Origin of the sequence: Photorhabdus sp. S10-54 (assembly GCF_963878145.1) — a bacterium.
GTDB lineage: Bacteria > Pseudomonadota > Gammaproteobacteria > Enterobacterales > Enterobacteriaceae > Photorhabdus > Photorhabdus kayaii.
The window spans coordinates 1-20858 of the sequence record NZ_CAWNXG010000006.1; the positions used below are offsets into that span (position 1 = coordinate 1).

Sequence of the window (20858 nt, forward strand, 5' to 3'; positions counted from 1 at the left end):
CATCGACGCAGCAGTAAAGTTCTTCTAAATTAGACATGCCTGAGGAGCTCCACGATTTTGTTTTCTTTGACAAAAACTTTGATCGTGCCTCAGGCACTTAGTTCCCTTCTTAAGCAAATCTCAGGTTGATTATATCCATGAATTACAAATTACCCCTGAGCATATTGATGTAATTATCGATCTACGAGATATGCTATCAGAAAGTGATGTCAGCTCAGGGCATAGCAAAATACTTGCGTTGGGCTTGATTAATAACTTTAGCAACCTCCAGAGATTCCGTTCTATATCATTAGCATCAGGATCTTTCCCTATTGATTTGAGCGGCATATCATTAGGAACTTACTCTCAAACTCGCTTGGAATGGACATTGTGGCAAGCTCTTCACTCTAGCGGACAGTTATTAAGAAACGTCATTTATAGTGACTATGGTATACAGCACCCTGATTATTCTCGCCTTGCAACTCGATTCCCCAGTGTTACCGCCAGTGTTCGATATACTGCCGATAGTGATTTTTTAGTATTTAGAGGGCAAGTTGCGAATCGATATGGCTATGAACAGTATGGCGCTCATAGTAAAGCAATTGTGACCCACCCTGAATACTCAGGAAATTCATTCTCTACGGGTGATAAAGATATTGATAATTACGCGAGAGAATACACGCAATACCTTCAAGATCCTGAGGGAAATCACAAATTTGGCAGTCCAGAAGTTTGGAGGAGAATTGGACAAAACCACCATATTACTAAGGTAGTCTCTCAGCTCTCCAATTTGTACGGGCTTTAAGCTTTTTCCTGACCAAATCACGAAGCTCATCTGTATCTACAGTTTCTGCTAATTTATTCCATAACACACGCCGTGGTTTGCTTTTTAGACCACGGTCTTTACCTAAATCAGAGAAAATTTCCAGCATTTCCTCTTTCCATAGCAACATAGAAAGGGATACTTTATCTATAGACGGATTAAGGCGATTGTGGCGCTCAGTATGTAAATGTATACCATTTCTTGTACCTTGCGTTACTATCTTAACTCCCCACCAATCAGGAATAATCTCCATTGCTGGCTTAGAGTGAGTTTCAGAAACAACAAGAGTTACCTTATCCATAACCGATGAATAATATTGAATCTGTAATGGTAAACGGAGCAAGTTATCACTTTTACTTTTGATTTCATAACCATGCATAAGTCCATTAATCACCGTAATATCAGCACGGCTTGCTCCGAGACTCATTGTAAACTCGTCAATAATCAATGTATCTGGATCTTTGTGATGCTCCTTCAGTATCTTAGAATGAACAGCACGCCGCACGTCTATGTCTTTCATTATCTTGTCTTTCTTTCCAAGGTGTTAATGTAACCGTTTTTGAGGCCAGGAACTTTAAACGCTAACTAAATATATAGCACTATTTTTTTCTTCGTCCTCTGACGTAAAGCCGATTTTAAGAAAAAATTCCAATACTCAGTTAATGCACTGCCCCCTAACATACTCCAGCCACCCCAGTATCATTTGCTCTGAGGTGGCAATGTGTTCTATTCCTCAATTAGAAGGAGCTGCCTCTGGATGCGGTATCTTATCCTGCCAGTGTTCTTTTATCACTTCACTCATACGTTTCATCCAGTCCGCCAGTTTTAATTGCTGTCTCTTTCTCTGATTTCAGTTTAGGGACATTAGTAAACGCCATTTTTGCAATGTATTTACCGAATTCGTCTTTGCTGATGATAAGCGTTTGATCAAGGATCGTCTCTGAATTGTTGTGCTATACATAGTATTTACTGAGTCGTGTTTGCGTTTCCCTGTCTTTCTCGAAGTAAATCAGATCAACTTCTGTTTTCATTTTGTCACCTTGTAACATTCAGTTTTTATGTAATCCTGCAAATATCTTAATTTTGCTCGGTCATTGATGATGCCTTCTCGGATATCAAGAACAGTTGATCCAGTTTCTCCAGTGAGTTCGACTGTGGTTGTAGTGCCCACGCCGCCGGAGGTAGTGGCCTCACACACGGGACAGGTGGCCGCGATGCGCAACCGACGACGACCGGCAGCAACATCATCACGCAGAGCATCATTTTCAGATTTAGCATTAGCAAGTTCCTTCGTATGTTTCACATCCAACTCGTTCAACATCGTGATGTGAGAGTTCTGATAGTCGATAATGTCTGTGAGTTGCTGAATGTCTTCTTGCTGCTGCTTTGTAACACGTTGCTCTCTCTGTAACTCAGAGTGATAATAATACGCTGTCAATGAAATAAGGATCAACGCTAGTATCGTGTAGTAATGAAAGCTAAATTTCATAGCAACAACGCCCCAGAAACCAACCCCATCCATCTTTACCTATCAGAGCAAGAACGAAACCAAACAGAAACAATCTTCCGGCCAACGAATGTCTATTCACCCAACCCCCAGCAAGTTAATTCCGATTCCTGGGCGCGTCGCTCAACCTGACCATAACAGCCGTTTGCCTGCCCTTTGGTTTGTCGGCAATCTCGACCATCGTCAAATACCCAACGCTTTATCTCAGCACAAGCGCCTTTCTTATCTCCGGCATTCAGCTTTCGATAGAACGTGGAAGAGAAGCATTTCGATGGGCCAATGTTATACGGGCAAAAGCTGGCAATACCTGCTATCTGAGGTTCAGTTAATGGCACCCACACATTGCGTTTTACCCATGCGATGGACTGCTTTGCTTCTTGTGCATTAAGGTCACGGCACTGATTCGGTATTAACCTCATCCCTTGACGAACGGGAGCTCCATCAATCCGAGTCACACCTCGGCAGATTGTCCAGACTCCACCCGCATCCTGATACGTTGATAACCGGTTACCCTCTTTCTCGTCCAAAAACTGAGACAGTATCGCCATAGCACCTGCACCAGAGAGAGCCAGACCGATAACCGCAGCACTTAACTTACTGGTCTTTGTCATTGCGGCTAAACTCCCGATGCTTGTAGTACCAGTTGACCCCAAAGGTACCAACAGTGCAGATAATGCCAATAATGATGGCCCAGTCGTTCAGCGACAGAGCGCCAAGCATTGCTGTAAAAGCGCCCCAAGTATATGCAATGGGGCTGGTGTATTTGTCCATACGCATAATTCCATCCTATTGATGGGGTGATCATTTAGTTAATTTAATTGTTTGGGCTGATTTGCCCGGTATTGATTTAAAAGACTCAGTGAGAATCAGACTTCACTGTATTAAGAGAAGAACGTCTACTTATAACAAATTTGCATTACCTGACATACACATTTTTATGAGCTTAATTTACATACGACTATATATTAATAAAATTGTTGTTCGCAACGTCAGTACTGGTAAAGAAGTCTCTGGTACCCCCGACACTCCCTTTACTACATCTCGTTTATTGCTAGGGCAAATGATACCTGCAATGTTTTTGCTTAAAAAACTAATAAAAAAAGTGAGGAAAAATACTTGGTATAACTTTTTTTTATCAAACCATCATGTGATTATTCAGCCGATGGAAATGAATGAAGGTGGACACAGTCAAGTTGAATTCAGAGCTTATATAGATCTCGCTAAGAGCATTACTTCAAGTCAAAACGTTAATCTCTGTTCACCGAGATTACTACCACTTTCTGACGATGAAATCCGCCAAATACTATCCAACAATTCATTATTTCGCCATAACAACTAATGAGAGAAACTCAAATAACCCCTCACCGCAGCGAGGTAGTTATTCATATCATCGCCCCAATTTCCTGCTTAGTTTGATTAAAGTATTCTTCTTCTAATTCTACACCCAAGACACGACGATTCAGCTTTAGTGCTGCTTTTAGTGTTGCGCCCGATCCCATAAAGAAATCTGCCACTAGATCTCCTTCCCGGCTGCTAGACTGGATAATATGTGCCATCAAATCGGCTGGCTTTTCACAAGGGTGTTTGCCAGGGTAATACTGAACAGCGGGAAACATCCATACATCGGTATAGGGAACATCAACAGTTACAGAAAACGGGCGACGCAGCAGCCCATATTCCCGACTCAATTCTTCATACTGGCGTGATAAAGTAAGATGAGATTCTACTAGCTCATGATACGGCCTGTTTAATTCTCCGTTCTGGTGTTTTTCTTTGGCTATTCGGGCAAACAGTACCTGCAGTTTTTGGTAGTCTACTTCATTGGGTAATTGCCATTGACTATCGCTGAACCAGTGGCTGGCCATCTGCTTTCCCGTTGCCTTATGAATTTCTTTTGCTGTGACACCTAACGCCTTCCGTGCGTTGCGAAAGTAGTCCACAAGCGGTTTAAAGACATATTGCTTGAGTTCGCGGCACTGATGGAAATACCCATCACCTTTGGGTTGATAAGGCCCCTGATAATGTTCAGCAAATATGATCCGTTCAGTAGCAGGGAAATAAGCCCTTAAACTTTCTTTATTCTGTCTGCGCCACGGACCAGAAGGTTTTGCCCAGATAATGTGGTTAAGCACATTGAACTGTTCACGAACAAGGATTTCCGTATCAGATGCCAGACGCGAACCACAAAACATATACAAACTGCCGTTGGGTTTCAGCACACGCCAGAATTCAGTCAGTACTTCATCCAGCCACGCAAGATAAGCCGTTACATCCTCCCATTGTCTGTCCCAACCACACTCTTTCACCCGAAAATAGGGCGGATCAGTGGCAATTAAGTCTATGCAGCTGTCTGGTAACGTTTTGATAAATCGTAGAGAGTCGTCATTAATTAATGTGATACCACTTAAATTCACAATATTTTCCATAAATCGATACTGGCTTACTCTCAGGTCAGCACAGAACAGGCGAATGGCTGGCGTCGTCAACTTCACCAGCCGTCCATTTCACCGCTTAAGAAGTTACCCCATCAGGGGCAACGCTTGAAAAAGGTGTCGTTGTCCCGGCTTTCCATCAATCCAGCCAGACAAAATTGAGTTAAAAGTAATTGGCAACGCGGCGTTGATAGCCCCGTCAGAGTTGAAACATCAGGAATAGAAACCCAGTCATACATCGGTACGGTTTCTAAAACACATGAGGCTATTGTTGTCATATCTTCATGTTTTAGCATGATAATTTAAACCTTTGGTCAGTTAATGTGCATAGACACACATGTAACTCTGACCGATGACAACAGCAAGTTTTATCTGGATTTCAGGCAATAAAAAACCCCGCACTGGGCGAGGCTATCAGTCACGAATGCTACTATCGCAACGTATACTAGAATAGTGGCTCATAAGTTCAAAGATGTCAACACGTTCGTGACAAAAGTTTTGATTTTCTTTCCTGTTCCCGTCTTATAAAGGCATCTTGCAATGGTTGATAAATCAAATATTCCGTTGTTCTTAATATTTCCTCAACCTCACGCCGACAAGTTGACATTGATGGCTTTCGCTTACGCAACATACCATTTCTGCGGATCATAATTCTTGGCTGAACCGTTGCATGATAATGCCTAGCAATTGCTCTATCAGATACACAATAAACATATCGACTAAGCAACATCCCAAATGCAACCCGATCAATATGGTAAATATGGTCTACTACCCTAGCGATTAACATACCATCATCATCATTACATATCGGACGTTCTGGATAACCTCTCGGCTCTACTGTCGCCATAAACTCAGCAATCATACTGCTCTGACGTTTATCAAACCTGCCAGAGTAAACCCACGCGCCAAACTTAGATAACCAATCCTGCAACCAGATTTCTTGTGATTGGCTCAACTGTAGCCCATCCGTTGGAAACATCACACCCGACATAGCCGTACCTCTTCAACTTCCTTTTTCACTTTTGGTCATTAGTCTCGCTCTGCATTAAATAAAATCGAACAGCTGAGAGGCGACATTCTCAGCAGCTTCTCTAGTCGGGAAATTGCGATACAATATAAAGTTCCAAAGCACGTTTAATATGGCTTTATAAAGTTCCTGAAATTCCAGCTCTTCCATTTTGGCAAAGCTGATTGAACGAGGTTCACGATATAGACTTCCGTTAGGCATCTCGTAAGTGTCATAGTGCCCTGACTCCACTGTTGCCCAGCGCCGAAAGGTATCAAAGGATTTGGTGGCAGTAATGTTCTGGGCTCGGTTTTTGGATATGCCAGCAAGATATTCATCCGCAGCGGATTGTAAGACATCTTCACTGCCCGCGAAGTGTGCAAGAAATTGTACGTAGCCACGCACAAGCGCTTTCTCTTTCGGGGAAATAGTGCCTCCAGTAGGTTGCCAGTATTCATAGCCAAGATTCAGAAGGGCAAAATATTTACGATGGAAACGCGGGTTACGTGCTTTCTTAAAATCCGCATAAAGCACATCGCCACACTTCACTTTGAAGTGCAGGTATTCCCTGGCTGCGGGAGTCGCCGGTCTCAGGGTGTCATTCGAGATTTTGATAAAACTATGCTGCGTCATCACTTATCCTCAAAGTTATGACACAGCAGCTTTTGTTTAGGTTATCGGATGTTCAGGCCGATACGAATAGAATAACAGGTGTTAGTATTAATTCCCAATTTTACTTTTTATTAAATAAGTTAACGACGTTTGTATCTTGTTGTGTCGTAGATATCTTAATACTATTCTTCAATTGTATTCTGGATTGAAAATCAAGTACCTGTGATTCTGAAAAAAATCCCTTAGGAACTGAACATAAATCCTCTAAATCTCCTTTTGGGAAACCAAATTCCTCAAGAAGCGTTTTTTTACTAAAAGTTCCAGAATCCAATAATAGGTTCAAGCACCTAGGTAACAAACGAACCGACTCTGGTTTTCTAAGATCATCAAGCGGCTCTCCTTTTCGCCAACCTCTAGCAGAAATATTTTTATATAATCTCTGATATTCCAGAGAAGATATTAACTCTAAATTTCTCGCCCTAAGGATCATAGATTGTGCCGACATCCCCCAGCGATTTTTTAAAGATATGAAATTCTGTAATGTAGGATATGGAGGAAGCTCTACAGAAAATGACTCTTCCGGCAACATGAAACTCGACGCAAACTTATGTGCTTGCTCTTCTATTGGATTAAAATTAATAGTATCAAATTTATTTATATATCGATGTAAGACTATATGACCTAATTCATGAGCAGCATCAAATCGACTACGATAATAGTTATCTTTGTCACTAGCTAAAACCACATACGGTCTATTATCTAAATCATTCCATTGAGAATAGCCATCCATTACAGAACTACCTTGTTCAAATCTGGAACAGACTATCCCCGCATTCTCCATTACAAGTAATAGATCATCTATCGGTGCAATACCTAATCCCCAAGCTTTCCTACACTCAAAAGCCATTCTTTCAATCAACTGATCATCTATCGCTCTGTAATCCTTTACGTTAAGATGAGGAATGTTAACTTCTGGATAATCAAGATATTCTTGCATCTTACATGATAACTCTTGAAACCATCCCATGTACCGCTCTGAGGCGATACATAAGTCTTTTGCCGTAGTTGAAAGTGTTCGGAAGAATACTGGTCTTTTTTCGTACTTAACAATAGGCTTTGTGAACCAACTTACCGGGCAATTAAGAATCTGACTTAAGCTATGCAATACTTCTGCATCGGGGGAATGATTACCGTTTTCCCATTTGGTAATAGTTGATGGAGAACGATCCACTAATCTACCAAGGTTAATTTTCGATAATCCCCTCGCTTCTCTTATCTGTGTCAACCTTTCAGATTGGAAACCAGAAATTCCCACTCTCATAATGTCTCACCTATTCTATTTTTCCTGATCCTTCAGGCGCTTCTTGAGCTTAGGTAAAACCATATCAGGAATGACTATCTTTTTCTCTCCAGTATAGAGCGCTAAAAGCTCCGTTACAGATTTATTATAGTGAAAACCTTTCATATTGGTAAAAGGAACCACAATCCTTAAATCCATCATGCTGGCCTGAGATTCATGATATGGTGGATTAATATTTATTAACAACACACCTAACGTATCAATGTCATTATGATGTTTACTATCTTCTTCTCTAAAAAGATCTGGAGTATAGCCTTCAAATTTTTCATTCAATTGGGCTATCAATGAACGATGTTTCGCGCCCCTTATGTGGCGCTCATCGTGATTTAACCCAATACGGCTAATTTTAACACCTTCTGAATCAATAATAATATAATGCTCCCCTTTCGGGGATGTATCAGCATCGTAACAAAGATAACCTGAACGACTTGCAGCTTCCCTCAAAGCTGAGTTAAGGCCATAGTGCCTAGCCTGAGGCCTAAATCTACGTTGCTCCTGCTCACCAAGTTTTAATATATCGCCTATAGTTACTTCCTGTGCTGCGGCATACTTAGCATATAATTCATCTTGTACGTTAAGCCAAAAATCACGCCTGAAAGCGTTTATTATCAAATCGGTAATATCACTTTGTGTGTCGTTAATGCTCATTTAGATACCCTGATTGCGTTAAGCAGATTTTATGGTATTTTTTTTTCGTTTTGAACGCAAGCAATATACTTAATATGTAATTTGTACGTTACAAATACAACTTCAACTCTTATACCATCCCAGTGTGTTCCAGCAGGCCACTTCACTAGAAAAACAATATTCAGCTACAAAAAGGCTTTCCCACACACTTTTCACTTTGCTGTTTATGCAACTGAACTACCTACTTTTTTCATGAATGATCATCCATCCTAATCAACATAGTGAGGTATTCATTAACTTTGTAAGATTCCCTATCCGATCTTCGAAGAGTACAATTGAGCTTCAGCATCTCCAGCTCTTAGTTATCCACCAGCAATTCTATTTTGGTAAAGCCAGCATCCTGCTGGCGTTTACATTGAATCGACTAGCTTTCAAGTCTAACTTTGTAAGATAGCGATGTTTTCGGCACTACACCAAAATGGGATAATTAATAAATACCCCAATTATCTAATAAAATCAGTTTACTGTTTATGGTCATATTGGTCTGCCTCTTTTGGTCTTTAGTTAAAATGCTTTGTCCGCATATCGGCGCTCTTTTTGTTTAGTCTGTTGCTGTGTACGACATATTTCAGCAGCAACAATTTGATCAGTTGGTAAGTAATGCCCGTTTTTAAATTCCTGGAATATCGTTCCGGTTTCACCGTGACGATTTTTATCCAAAATAATCTCAGCATAATTTCTGGCTGGACTTCGTGGGCTATAAACAACATCCCGGTAAGTAAAAATAATCCTGTCTGCATCTTGCTCTAAGCTACCTGAATCTCTTAAATCAGCCGCAACAGGACGACGTTGATGCATTGGCCGCTTATCAACTTCTCTTGATAACTGACTCAATGCGGTAACTGGTGTATGCAGTCGTTTAGCCAGTCCTTTGAGGACCCTAGATATTTGAGCGATAGCAAGATCATTACGTTCGGCTTTGGGCTTTTCTATCAATCCCAGATAATCAACAAAAATTCCTTTCAGATTCGGATACCTGCGTTTATGAGTTTCACTGATAGCACATATTTGCTCAACGCTTAATTCACTAGCATCAAGAATATGAATATCACGATCTATTAACTCGCTTATTGCGTTAGATATACGAACCCAATCTTCATCATAAAATTCACCACTTCTCAATTTGGAAACTGACAGTTGGGCAGAACCAGCAACCATACGCTCTGTAATTTGTTGTGCTGCCATTTCCATTGAAAACAGCAATACTGCCCCTCCATGCCTCGTCATACCCTCAATCATGCAAAGTGCCAGTTCTGTTTTGCCCATGCCGGGACGACCGCCGATGAGAATTAAATCAGTTGGGTTAAATCCTCCCGTCAACGAGTCAAATGGCTCAATACCTGTCATAATCATGCCGCGACTATCTTCACCTAAGTTACGCCTCTCCAGTGTGTCAATGTACCCTTCAACCAATGTCTTGATGTGCACGGGAACTAGGTTGCCAGTATCTCGCATTAACTCCCCCATAGTGGACATAAAGCCCGCTATGACATGTTGTGCTTGAGTATGATTTTTAGTTTCCAGTAACGCCTGTTGACCGGCGTTGATCACTGCTGTAACCCGCCGAACATACCAATATTCACTAACTTTATTGGCATAGCCTTTCAGGTTTGCATTCCAAACAGGGCTCTTACTCAACTCCAGGACATTAGCTAATGTATTACCATCTCCACTCATAGCCTCAGCGATGAATATTGGATCAATCAGGGAGCTACTGAACGCTTGTTTTTTGATTTCAACGTAGACACGACGCAAAAAATCTGAACTAAACGCCTCTTCTGGTAACGTTGCAAGAACATCGTAAGCATCCTGCGTTAATAGCGATACAACAAACGAAACTATGCATATATCTATTATCGGTGGCAAAAGGCGGGTTGAATATTACCCAACGACGGGAATGGTTTATTCAAATGCTGTCAAGGGATTATATCCAAAAGTCAAAATGCCAAAAACCGGGATTAAGGCAGCAATAAGACTGGCAAAAAAAAGCAATTCATTAAAGAGGTAAGACCAATGTTCACATATATCTGTGTCTTTGAGCCGACAAAAAAAGCTCAAAAAAATGGGGCCGTACCACTTGCAATCGCACTCAAAACCAATTCCGAAAAAATGGCTAAAGCTATGGCCATTGTTTACCTTGGGGAAGAGTACGCGGACGATATGAGCAACTTCAACACATCAAAACCGATTATTTGTAAAGATATACAAGGCTCCCCTCGCCCACCAATTGGTAAATTTGACGAAAAATTTGCTACTGAATACGAGTTCAACGGCACCACATGGCAGGCTAGAACACTCGAACCAACGAAAAACTCATCTATTACTACACGTGATTTTAACCACACTTACGCCACGTTAGATCTGGAAATTGCACTGGCATTACTAGACGGTGACTTTCATTGCTGGGCGATTATGTCACATAGTATAAAAGAAGCTAAGCAACTGATAGCAGACAACAATGAAACATGGAGGCAATGGTCCACCGCATTTCGCATCAGAACCGACGCTCTGTCCATTCCAAGAGAAACGCTTTTCAGCATCGTGCGTGAAGGTAAACGCCGTCCTGAATTTCTGGCCGATGTCATCGCTATGAAGGAATTTTTAAACTGTGCTTTAGGTAATACCGACATATCCATTGAATTACCAGAAGAGCAACCCAAAGTTTCCGATTATCCGATGTCAACATCAGAAGCCTCAATAACAGATGTCGCTCCAGATGAGGTTGAACCCCCACAGGCGGCACTACAGGTTAAAGAGAAAAAAAGCGAAATCACGTCTCTTAAGACCAGAAAAACCAAGCAAACCAAAGAGGACAAAGCGGTAGAAAAGACTGCACAAGACACTACGGCGGATGATGAAGTCACCTCATTGCCTCCTGCTGCTACCCTGAACACCAATGATGATAACTTCCAACATCGTGCCAATTTGCTGGAAGAAACTATCAAGGCACAAGGCGATGAGCAGCAAACGAATCTCCGTATCTGGAAAGCAGTCCAACGCACCGATCCCCACTTTACAAAACCATTAGAGGGAATGGGGTTCAACGGTACAAGCATAAACAGTAACTATATGTTTATGCGGGCAACAGAACTATTCGGACCATTCGGTTATGGATGGGGCTGTAATGTCACAGAAGAAAAACTGATCAATGGCGCCCCCATGTCAGAACCTATCTATGACGATAAAAATAAACAAATTGGGAGCCGATTCTTACGTGATTCTGACGGCACATTAATATGTGAACAAAATCACTCTATCAAAATTCTCTTTTGGTATCTGGTCGAATGTGACATTTGCGCTGAAATTGAAAGTTATGGTGCAACACCATACATGTACAGAACCAAATATGGAATTAAAACAGATGGAGAAGCCATCAAGAAATCACTCACCGATGCCATAAAGAAAGCGTTATCGATGCTTGGATTTTCTGCTGATGTATTTATGGGTATGCATGATAACCCTGAATATCTGGCCGACAACAACATTGAATTTGAAATCAAGGCCGCCAGTGATAAGGCCGAGGATCTAGTCAGATTACGCAAGGAACTAGACGATAAGTTCACCCGTAATACAGAAACTATGCGTACCGCTGTCAGCAAAAATGAAATTCGCGGCATAGCATCTACCCTTATCCGTGAATTAGGCATTCATTTAGGCAACGCCAAGGCCAAAGGAGACAAGGATTACGAAAAGTACTTATCCGGTCGTCTGCGTCGCTTGAATGAAATAGAGAAAGAATGTTTAACTCAATTAGAGAAAGCAAACTAATGACTACAACCGCAATTGCATTAGCAGCAGATTATGAAAAATTACAACAGTTGGTAGAAACTGGCGAATTCTCGCCAGAAGATATCGCCGATACACTTGAAAGTATCGAATGTACTATCGGTGATAAACTTGATGCTATCATGATCCATGTTCGCAATATCGAAGGCCAAGCCAAGACTCTTGCTGATGAGTCTAAGCGACTTACTGACCGTAAAAAATCATTCGAAAGGCAAGTAAAAAACCTAACACCAGCAATATTAAAAACTTGGATTCAAAAACGATCAACTGCTCTGAAAACAATCAGGAATAATCTGTCATTTTTACGCAGCGCCATAGATGAAGCAGTTACTGATTGCCTGATTAGTATGAATCCTGTGAATTTAGTAACAGCATCACGGTATCAAACTGAACGAATAGAAAACGATAACGAATATATTGTTGACCCTCTATCTCCTAACGAGGTTACTGCATTACTGTCAGCAGCAAGCAATAAACAAAAACAATGGGAAAATTTATTCCTTTTTGCGATACATACAGGGCTTAGAAGCTCCGAGTTATGCGCGCTTCGATGGCAAGATATCGACTTCATTGGCAAAACCGTACATGTCCAATCGGCACGAGTAGTAGGAATAATAAAAGGAACGAAGACAAAAGCCGGTACCAGAAAAGTTGAACTAGACACTAACGCTATATCAGCCCTATTAAATCAGAAGACATTCACTTTTATGAAAGGTGGAGTGGTCTTTGAGGACCCCAAAAAAGGTGAAGCTTGGGCAGGTGCAGATGCCATTCGTAAAAAAGCCTGGGTACCCACACTAAAAAAGGCGGGAATTCGGTATCGCAACCCTTATCAAACAAGGCACACATTTGCAACAAAGCACATCAGCCAAGGGGTTAATCTTTTCTGGCTTGCCGCTCAAATGGGGCATAAAGGTCCAGAGATGCTTTTCAGACATTACGGCTCATATCTGAAGGAATATGATAACAGCACATACAAACCTAAACAGGCCAGTAGTAGGACATGAAAGGAGCTGCAAAGAATACGCGGCAAAGATATTTCATAAAAATGTTATTTATAACAATAAGATGTAAAACAATTAACGCGGGTTCAACTCCCGCCAGCTCCACCAAATAAATCAAGGGGTTACACGAAAGTGTAGCCCCTTTTTCTTTGCCTATGTCCACTTTACGTCCACCCATTTTATTTTTATGGGCATCAATGGACACTACCTGCACCACTGTATTCCTGCTGATTCATCACTGAAATTACTTAAGATGCTTGAACGTAACCCTGCGCTTATTAATGAATTAAACACACTTTAATGCTTTCACTTTCTCCTTGTCATAATGCAAAAGGAGAAAATAATTTCAGTTCTGTATATCCTCTAAAGCCGCGCCCTATCTGATTTCTATGATAAAGCACGGCTCTCTTTCATGATCTTATTTTTCACGTAAAACATAATTTTTCCTTTAATATCATTGCATTGTAATTTTCTCCATTGTCTTCTTTTGATCCAAAGTGTGCAGGCGGGTGCGGTGTAGTGCCGTTTTCATCATAAGTTCGTTTATTTCGTCATAAGCGAAGTGAGACAAACCGTCACTAAGGTATTTATTTGATTCTTGAGTCAGATAATACAATCGGTTAGAGTAGTGTCGCCATCGGCAAAATCCAATGGTCAGGGGGTCGCAGCCTTGAATGAGTAACCCACTGGTAAGAGATTATTTCCTTACCAGTGTGCCTGCTATCGCTTCTATGGCGGTTCAGGCAGGGGAGGCTATGCCTCGCCGGAATGGTTACTCTCCGGTACTGCGAACCCTGTTTGAACCGCCACCACCAAAGAGGTAAGCAGGAATATGAAAAAAGATTGGCACACCGCCGATATTATCGCCGCGATACGCAAGAAGAATAAGACGCTGGCATCATTGTCCAGAGAGCACGGTTTAAATTCTTCAACATTAGCAAATGCTTTAACGCGGCCCTAGCCTAAAGGGGAATTGTTGATCGCTCAGGAAATTGGTGTAACCCCTGCTGAGATATGGCCCAGTCGGTATTTTGATGAAAATGAGCAGCCTATCAAACGAACCATTCGAAATGATTTACCAAACAATTCTGATATCACATAATTTATTTCTATATCCGAAAAAGTAACGACAACTTTTAAACCACTAAACTAATATAACACTCTGAATTATCAGTTTTTTATTACACTCATTGCCCATTCTTTAATATCAGAATTGTATTCATAGCTCTATGAAGGTGTAAAAAAGCCCGCATGTTGCGGGCGAGATAATTGTGTTTCAGACCATCAGAACACAAACCCGTAGCGCTAATTGATATCGCATTATTAACCTAGGTACGTATTAGTTTGATTAATAACCGTGCTGTGTGCATCTGGTTGCGTTTTATGAGGATATGAAAGAAGGCCACGTATTAACGCAGCCTGTTAATTAATGGTGATTTTCATTCAATGGACAACGTTAACTGATGTCCGATAGCCAATGCGACCTTACCCACCGTATCAATTTTGGTTGAGTGCCGTAAATCAAAGATACGGGTCACTTCCTGCTTTTTCACCCCCATACGGCTAGCTAACTCAATTTGCGTTAACTTGGAATCAAGAAACGCATTGAGCATAAGCACCTTAGAGGCCACGCTTAAAGGCACATCGACATAATCATCATCCCGCCCTACAGGGCTAGGAAGCGGGATTTTTTCACTATCTTCGAAGTAAAATTCAAAGGCGGTTATTAGCGCATCAAGTGCCATCTCTAGCGCCTCTTCCCGTGTATCGCCTTGGGTTAAAGCTTCGGGGATATCCGGGAACGAGACGAAATAACCGCCCTCTTCTACTGGCTCTAGTGTGACTAAATATCGCATATTTTTAATGGTGAACCTGTTGTGCGAGAACCAGCCCCTTGCGAGGCTGGTTTTTATCACAATCCTAATTGCTTAATGATTGCTTTCCTCAGTGGCTCTTTGATCTCTTGGCTAGGGTGTCTCGGCATAATGCTTCGTTTCCCCCGATATCTCAGTTTCAGATGGTTTGTCCCGTTTGAAACTTCGACTCCTTGAGCTTCCAGCCACCGTCTAAACTCGCTTTGCTTCACCACTCCTCCATTCTGTTGAACATACCAACACAGTAAACATTTATGCTTACTTCGTCAACGCTTTTGTTTACCACCTAGAAAGGGTAAAAATAACCTCTACCGAAGAGAGATCAATTAATCTAGCCAATCACTGGCAAGTATTTCTGTTTCAGCCCATCCGATTTATAGGCCGTGTTCCTTATCGCGCTGGCGTTCTCCGGCATACCTGTGTTGTGGTGCGTATGCGCGGCGGTCAGTTCAGCTAATTCCTTAACCACAATTTTTGGCTTGCTTAAATCTATCCTGCGTCACTATAGGCAAGGATGCCCGCGCCTCGATGAGTTCCGCGCCTAATGTTCCTAAAAAACCACTCGGCTTTCATAAGCCATCTTAACCATTAGGTTTCTCATCAGGCCGATAGGCCGGTCATGTCATCAATTATCAATCTTCGCAAAACCAGTGGAGCACGCATTGCTTGTTGAGCTTCAGTTCTGGGCTGAACAAAACGCATTGAAGGACGTGATGCAGCTTCGCATATCGCTTCGGCATCAACAAAAACCACCGGCTTTAGCTGCAATACTCTGTTGTACTGGAGGTGCAACATGGATTACAGATATGGCAGCCACACCTATAGTCGAGTCGCCTATTGTAGAAACATTTTCTATAGAAAATAGGAGGAAAAGTGCATTGCTAATTGAAAACCTATACCGGAAGGTACATCAAGTGAAAGATGACATCGGATTTTTCGAATTTGCATGTTCTAAGTTTTTGCTCAATATTGCAGATTCTTATATCCGACTTCATCGTCATTGGGGACTACAAGGTTTTCTCAAAATGATTAGCCAGCTCAAAGATATTGATGAAAGTTTTGCTGAGCATTTCTCACTGGCAATGAACCCTAATCATATAGAAACAGGAATTGAGGAAATAGATTTTCTTTATAGAGAGGTTATTATGCTTCTTGGTGGTGAAACAAATTCTGATGAAAATTTTGTGAGTCAGGGCATTATGAACATACTGAATGTGGTTGAGAACTAGCAGTTATATACCCGTTATTTTTCAAATTGCCTCTTTGTTGGCTGCACTCGCTCACCCCGGTCACATAGTTTGCTATGCTCCCCGGGATTCACTCCCTTGCCGTCGCGATCCATCTTGAAATCCATAGGGTATAAAAATAGCTCATTAGATGTTTTGCGCCCATATATTTTATGGGGAAATTATTGAGTTCATTCATAATGAACTTAGTTTTTACTTATTGTAAAACATAAATTAGCAGATATCTTATTTCGACAAAATTAACTGCGAGCTTCACAAAATAATTTAATACAATAGAAATTTAATTACATAAATTACACATTTATAATGCACTTTAACTATAGCAGTTCTTAAATAAAGTATGATGAATTATTTCTATCACTAATAGTGATTAACAATTATTGGGTAATTAATATTAACAAATAATTCTTAAGACCAAAAATATACAAGACCATTTATAAATAATATCGGAGAACTACCTCTCCATTTTCTGCTATTTCTTCTGTGTGACGCTCTATGCTAAATCTTCCACCACCTAAACATAATTGAATATTCTAATATACCTATTATATAATCCTGGAAATATAATATCACTCACAAGATTCTGTAATTTATTGCAAGTTATATTATAGTTAATATTGAATGCAATAGTGTAAATGAAAAATTTTTATTATATTTTTAATAAAATAAATCTAAAAAGAGTATATTATCATTTTCAAAAATAATATAAGGAAATATATTAAAAGATAAAATATAAAAACAATCAACACTGAATTATTCATTATTATTAATTGATAAAAATTATTTCTCTACTCTTTATCACAAATCCATCAGCGTTACTTCAACAAATTTTCAACAATACAACAAAAAATTATACGAAAAGAGAACTTATTACCTATTATTGAACAATAATTAGTAGCTAGGATAAATTATTTTACTCTACATAATCCCCTGATGAGGTACCAACCATGAAAAAGCTATCAATTTGTTTTTTAGTATTGAGCATTACCGCTTTCTCGCCTAACTTCGCGTCGGCAAATTTATGTTATTACTCTGAGAGATCTCTGGGTAAATGCGCTAAGACATGTGCGCCAGTAATTATTATTAGCCTTTTCCTTGGGACAATTTGTCTTTAAATCAATTGATAATAATATATTTAATAAATAAAGTGACAAGGATAGTTTTGTTCTTGTCGCTTTCATTGTACGGTTTTATTTATTTTATATTTTTTAAACCGTCAATCACTTTAAATACATTCAATCCAAATTAAGTGGAATGCTTAATCGGCAAGCTCATAAAATGAAACTCTATTAATCATAGAAAAATAAATACTCCACGGAAGGTTATCTCAGCAGGAAAATATATTAAATACCTAATCGTCTTATTATTAATATAACCCCATAATTAAAACTATTTTTCTGTCTGTAAGTAATAGTTGAAGTCACCAAAAATCTTAGATAAAAAATACTAGTAAATAATTCATTATATCATCTCAAAATTATATAATTTAAGAGACACAATTTTCAAAAATCCTTATTAATGGCTGATAGTTACATTGATAAGCAGAAATATTAGCCTCAATCCACTGTTTAGCATCTATAGATTCAAAAGAGATTTTATATCCACAGTTTATAACAATATATTCAAACAATAGTCGCTGTGTTCGCCCATTTCCTTCTCTAAAAGGATGAATCACATTTAATTCTGCATAATATTCAGCAAGTTTCCTAACAAGCTCATGATAGTTTAATCCTACAAGATAATCTTCATTCTCTAATATATCAAATATCCTATTCCCTTCCATCTCAATACATTTAGCATGACAGAAGCGGGTATCCCCTTTAGATATATCAATTATCCTTAGCTGACCAGCCCAATCATATAAGTCAGAAAATATCTGTTTATGAAGTTGACACCAAAAGACCAAATCGTAAGGAGGTTCCTGGAATGAAATATTCAATATAGCAAGTTCAGTGAGTTCCCTTTCTGCCTGTTCAAGCACAATGGGATCACGAATACCTAATTTATTAATCAATGTGTCTATACCCGGATATGTGTAGGGATCTTGCCCTGCTCCATATTTATCTATCATAACCACCTCATTGTAAACTATATTTCCTAATGAGTTTATCTTTAAGATTTTTTTGCTCTTTCGGTGTTTCAGGCAAACTATTCATAACAATATTCATCCCTTCAAGGCGCATGCTATCTCTATAGTTTTTTAATTTTACACGGTCAAAATAATGTTTTTTTTCATTATAAGTTGTCATTATTGCTCTTCTATTCTTTTGGTTTCTAATATTTTTCTCTTGCTGACGGGAATATTTAAACTTAGCCAGATCCAAATCGCTCAATTTACAGTTAATCACCTGGCCGCTTTCAAATATCCCCCAAGAAATAACTTCAAAATAACTAACCTTCCCATTTCTAATACGGTTAATCTTTACCTCTAAGTCTTGTTGCAATATTTGCAAAACCTGTTGCACCTTACGTTCAGATATCCCTGTCGCTTCTACAATTGAACGGGTATTAGGATGATCTAATTTAGTCAAGGCCGCCATAACAGCTAACTCATATTTCATTTGAATTTCCAAGATACATATCTATGCAGCAATAGTATAAAACATCAAAGTAACGAAAACCAGAAAAGAGAATAACGCTATTATTGACGAATCCGGTAAAGCACATGTTCATGAAGCGGGTGCCCATCCGGTAATGAAGGATGCAAAAAAGTATTTTCATCTTTTACCATGCCAAGCCGCTCCATAACTTTTTGAGATCGCAAATTGGAAATTGTCGTAAATGCAACTATTTCCTCAAGTTTCAATTGGGTGAAAGCAAAATTCAATGCCTTACGTGCTGCTTCATTGGCATAACCTCTACCCCAAAATGGCTTATTAAGACGCCATGCAATTTCAACACAAGGTGAAAACGGTAATTCCGCTATAGGAATATTCAAACCGACAAAACCAATAAAATCCCCGGTTTCTTTCAGCTCCACAGCCCATAATCCCCAACCTCCCTGTTGCTCAAATCTCTGGATAATTCTATCCACCATGGTATTACTCTGTTCCGCCGTCAAGGTGGTAGGAAAATATTCCATGACTTCTACGTTACTATTCAAATAGCAAAATGGTAATCTGTCTTCCTCTCTCCATGCCCGCATGATTAATCTGTCTGTTTCCAACACTACAGCCATATTCTCCTCCTCCCAATATTAGTTAACAAACAGAACACCTACCTATACGGCATACCACATACTTTAATCAGAGTCATTAAAACAATTAAATAGATATACCCGTTATCTTTCAAGTTGCCTCTTTGTTGGCTGCACTCGCTCACCCCGGTCACATAGTTTGCTATGCTCCCGGGGATTCACTCCCTCGCCGTCGCGATGCATCTTGAAATCCATAGGGTATAAGATTACTACAATAAACAAAACTAAAGAGAAAATAGAACAACTCGTTAAAAACTAACAGGGAAGTGGCCCGTGCCGGAAGGATCTGAATCAGATATCACACGGGCCTGGTTTATCAAGCACTGGTTTTTACCGTGGCCTTATCTTTAGATTTATCATTATTGGTATCTTTTATTGGCACAACACGTTCAGATGCTGTCTTGTTTTCAACCTGTTCCGATTGCCCAAAAAACAGGCCTCCGCGCTTGATAGACATACTGCCGCAACGACTGATTCCGCGCAGCTCACCATGTTCAAGAATATCCAACGTTGCTGCACAGCAAGTCCCCACAACGTCACCATCAATAATGATTTCTGGCGCGCTAAGTTCACCTTCAACCCGTCCAGCATGCATAATGCGGATCGCGCCCTCTTTCACCCGGATATTGCCAATCACTTTGCCCCAGATTTGTATATCACCTTCTACATCAATATCACCCTTAAATACCGAACTTTTGGCAACAATAGTACAACGACGAGCTTCTGCACCGGCGTTCTTTTTATCATCAACAAATTGAGATACCGGCTCAACAGCCGCTGCCTCTGCTTTTTTTCCAAACATAGTTTTTAATCTCGACCTCATGTGAATAAAGCAAAATATTAGAGCCAAAAAAGAGAGAATCGCTGTCACTGTACAGCCAAAAAAATTACCAGCCAGATAGAATCCCAGAGCAATGCTCCACATGATCCATATACAGCTCAAAAAAATGTTGTCCGAAAAACGATGTTTTGCCATGTTTGTTCACATTTTTGTTATTTTTCATGCTTTTTTCATTAGAAAATACAAAACCAAAATCACTATTTTAACAGAGCAGATAACAATCAATGCTAAAGGAAAGCAGGTATTTACAACGTTATTAAACGGTTAAAAACCTATACCCGTTATCTTTCAAGTTGCCTCTTTGTTGGCTGCACTCACTCACCCCGGTCACATAGTTACCTATGCTCCCGGGGATTCATTCCCTTGCCGTCGCGGTGCATCTTGAAATCCATTGGGTATATATTCATTCTTCGATAATAATTAACAAGGAAAAATTAACATTAAAATAGATGCTTTATATTTATAATTGTTAACATAAATCAACAATAAAGTCACGTTATTAAT

23 protein-coding genes, 1 tRNA gene and 2 pseudogenes are annotated in these 20858 nt (G+C 39.9%); 8 read left to right on the forward strand and 18 right to left on the reverse strand.

What is annotated here, in order from left to right; translation table 11 throughout:
• The first annotated feature begins 190 nt into the window (after positions 1-190).
• The gene (locus tag AACQ83_RS04840) at positions 191-784 is read left to right on the forward strand and encodes a beta family protein (protein ID WP_240000693.1); all 594 of its coding nucleotides are present in this window, start codon (positions 191-193) and stop codon (positions 782-784) included.
• Here the strand turns inward: AACQ83_RS04840 and AACQ83_RS04845 are convergent.
• From AACQ83_RS04845 to AACQ83_RS04860, 4 genes are all read right to left on the reverse strand, one after another.
• Complete coding sequence (locus tag AACQ83_RS04845) at positions 744-1322, reverse strand: sce7726 family protein (RefSeq protein WP_049582237.1); 579 nt, start codon at positions 1320-1322, stop codon at positions 744-746. The genes AACQ83_RS04840 and AACQ83_RS04845 overlap by 41 nt on opposite strands.
• 507 nt (positions 1323-1829) lie before the next feature.
• Positions 1830-2291 carry a lysis protein gene (locus tag AACQ83_RS04850; protein ID WP_112876767.1) on the reverse strand — a complete coding sequence of 154 codons (462 nt, stop codon included), beginning with the start codon at positions 2289-2291 and terminating at the stop codon, positions 1830-1832.
• A 92-nt stretch (positions 2292-2383) separates the two neighbouring features.
• Complete coding sequence (locus AACQ83_RS04855) at positions 2384-2920, reverse strand: lysozyme (protein ID WP_049582238.1); 537 nt, start codon at positions 2918-2920, stop codon at positions 2384-2386.
• A complete protein-coding gene (locus AACQ83_RS04860) occupies positions 2904-3086 on the reverse strand; it encodes a phage holin family protein (RefSeq protein ID WP_049582239.1) in 183 nt (60 codons plus the stop codon). The genes AACQ83_RS04855 and AACQ83_RS04860 overlap by 17 nt, the downstream gene beginning before the upstream one ends.
• A 160-nt stretch (positions 3087-3246) precedes the next feature.
• Here AACQ83_RS04860 and AACQ83_RS04865 point away from each other — a divergent pair, with 160 nt between their 5' ends.
• Positions 3247-3648, forward strand: coding sequence for a YjaA family stress response protein (locus AACQ83_RS04865; RefSeq protein ID WP_112876768.1), 402 nt, complete (start codon positions 3247-3249; stop codon positions 3646-3648).
• A 43-nt stretch (positions 3649-3691) separates the two neighbouring features.
• Here AACQ83_RS04865 and AACQ83_RS04870 read toward each other — a convergent pair whose 3' ends face one another.
• The 7 genes from AACQ83_RS04870 to AACQ83_RS04900 form a co-directional block, all read right to left on the reverse strand.
• Positions 3692-4735, reverse strand: a complete 1044-nt coding sequence (locus AACQ83_RS04870; RefSeq protein ID WP_192880991.1) for a DNA-methyltransferase — start codon at positions 4733-4735, stop codon at positions 3692-3694.
• A gap of 101 nt (positions 4736-4836) precedes the next feature.
• A complete protein-coding gene (locus tag AACQ83_RS04875; RefSeq protein ID WP_074524840.1) occupies positions 4837-5037 on the reverse strand; it encodes a hypothetical protein in 201 nt (66 codons plus the stop codon).
• 179 nt (positions 5038-5216) lie between these two features.
• Entirely contained in the window at positions 5217-5732 is a 516-nt protein-coding gene (locus AACQ83_RS04880) for an antiterminator Q family protein (RefSeq protein WP_225816643.1), read from the reverse strand.
• A gap of 54 nt (positions 5733-5786) precedes the next feature.
• Positions 5787-6380 carry a DUF1367 family protein gene (locus AACQ83_RS04885; RefSeq protein WP_112876669.1) on the reverse strand — a complete coding sequence of 198 codons (594 nt, stop codon included), beginning with the start codon at positions 6378-6380 and terminating at the stop codon, positions 5787-5789.
• A 100-nt stretch (positions 6381-6480) separates the two neighbouring features.
• Entirely contained in the window at positions 6481-7680 is a 1200-nt protein-coding gene (locus tag AACQ83_RS04890) for a helix-turn-helix domain-containing protein (RefSeq protein WP_112876670.1), read from the reverse strand.
• Positions 7681-7695: 15 nt separating this feature from the next.
• Positions 7696-8367: a hypothetical protein gene (locus tag AACQ83_RS04895; protein ID WP_112876671.1), complete on the reverse strand. Its 672-nt coding sequence runs from the start codon at positions 8365-8367 to the stop codon at positions 7696-7698.
• A 543-nt stretch (positions 8368-8910) separates the two neighbouring features.
• Complete coding sequence (locus tag AACQ83_RS04900; RefSeq protein WP_112876672.1) at positions 8911-10272, reverse strand: replicative DNA helicase; 1362 nt, start codon at positions 10270-10272, stop codon at positions 8911-8913.
• A 255-nt stretch (positions 10273-10527) separates the two neighbouring features.
• On the opposite strand from AACQ83_RS04900, the gene AACQ83_RS04905 reads away from it, so the two are divergent.
• The 5 genes and pseudogenes from AACQ83_RS04905 to AACQ83_RS04925 all read left to right on the forward strand — a co-directional run bounded on the left by AACQ83_RS04905 (position 10528) and on the right by AACQ83_RS04925 (position 14298).
• Positions 10528-12174, forward strand: coding sequence for a hypothetical protein (locus tag AACQ83_RS04905; RefSeq protein WP_370446043.1), 1647 nt, complete (start codon positions 10528-10530; stop codon positions 12172-12174).
• Positions 12144-13199 (forward strand): siphovirus Gp157 family protein, encoded by a 1056-nt coding sequence (locus AACQ83_RS04910; protein WP_192880986.1) that lies wholly within the window; start codon positions 12144-12146, stop codon positions 13197-13199. The genes AACQ83_RS04905 and AACQ83_RS04910 overlap by 31 nt, the downstream gene beginning before the upstream one ends.
• Before the next feature lie 2 nt (positions 13200-13201).
• Positions 13202-13304 (forward strand) — tRNA-OTHER (locus tag AACQ83_RS04915).
• A 566-nt stretch (positions 13305-13870) separates the two neighbouring features.
• Positions 13871-14020 carry a hypothetical protein gene (locus AACQ83_RS04920; RefSeq protein WP_158537752.1) on the forward strand — a complete coding sequence of 50 codons (150 nt, stop codon included), beginning with the start codon at positions 13871-13873 and terminating at the stop codon, positions 14018-14020.
• Between the two features lie 8 nt (positions 14021-14028).
• Positions 14029-14298, forward strand: a pseudogene (locus tag AACQ83_RS04925) (helix-turn-helix domain-containing protein).
• 337 nt (positions 14299-14635) lie between these two features.
• Here AACQ83_RS04925 and AACQ83_RS04930 read toward each other — a convergent pair.
• From AACQ83_RS04930 to AACQ83_RS04940, 3 genes and pseudogenes are all read right to left on the reverse strand, one after another.
• Positions 14636-15052, reverse strand: a complete 417-nt coding sequence (locus AACQ83_RS04930; RefSeq protein WP_112876675.1) for a type II toxin-antitoxin system HicB family antitoxin — start codon at positions 15050-15052, stop codon at positions 14636-14638.
• 56 nt (positions 15053-15108) lie between these two features.
• Positions 15109-15282, reverse strand: coding sequence for a type II toxin-antitoxin system HicA family toxin (locus AACQ83_RS04935; RefSeq protein WP_112876676.1), 174 nt, complete (start codon positions 15280-15282; stop codon positions 15109-15111).
• Positions 15283-15724: 442 nt separating this feature from the next.
• A pseudogene (locus AACQ83_RS04940) lies at positions 15725-15817 on the reverse strand (hypothetical protein); the annotation flags it as partial.
• 59 nt (positions 15818-15876) lie between these two features.
• Here AACQ83_RS04940 and AACQ83_RS04945 point away from each other — a divergent pair.
• Positions 15877-16299, forward strand: a complete 423-nt coding sequence (locus AACQ83_RS04945; protein WP_240000694.1) for a hypothetical protein — start codon at positions 15877-15879, stop codon at positions 16297-16299.
• Between the two features lie 1504 nt (positions 16300-17803).
• On the opposite strand, the gene AACQ83_RS04950 is transcribed toward AACQ83_RS04945, so the two are convergent.
• The 4 genes from AACQ83_RS04950 to AACQ83_RS04965 all read right to left on the reverse strand — a co-directional run bounded on the left by AACQ83_RS04950 (position 17804) and on the right by AACQ83_RS04965 (position 20315).
• Positions 17804-18388: a putative adenosine monophosphate-protein transferase Fic gene (locus AACQ83_RS04950; protein WP_112876678.1), complete on the reverse strand. Its 585-nt coding sequence runs from the start codon at positions 18386-18388 to the stop codon at positions 17804-17806.
• 7 nt (positions 18389-18395) lie between these two features.
• Positions 18396-18878 (reverse strand): YhfG family protein, encoded by a 483-nt coding sequence (locus AACQ83_RS04955; protein ID WP_112876679.1) that lies wholly within the window; start codon positions 18876-18878, stop codon positions 18396-18398.
• A gap of 80 nt (positions 18879-18958) precedes the next feature.
• Positions 18959-19495, reverse strand: a complete 537-nt coding sequence (locus AACQ83_RS04960) for a GNAT family N-acetyltransferase (protein ID WP_112876680.1) — start codon at positions 19493-19495, stop codon at positions 18959-18961.
• Between the two features lie 334 nt (positions 19496-19829).
• Positions 19830-20315, reverse strand: a complete 486-nt coding sequence (locus AACQ83_RS04965; protein ID WP_229015797.1) for a bactofilin family protein — start codon at positions 20313-20315, stop codon at positions 19830-19832.
• Positions 20316-20858: the final 543 nt, after the last annotated feature.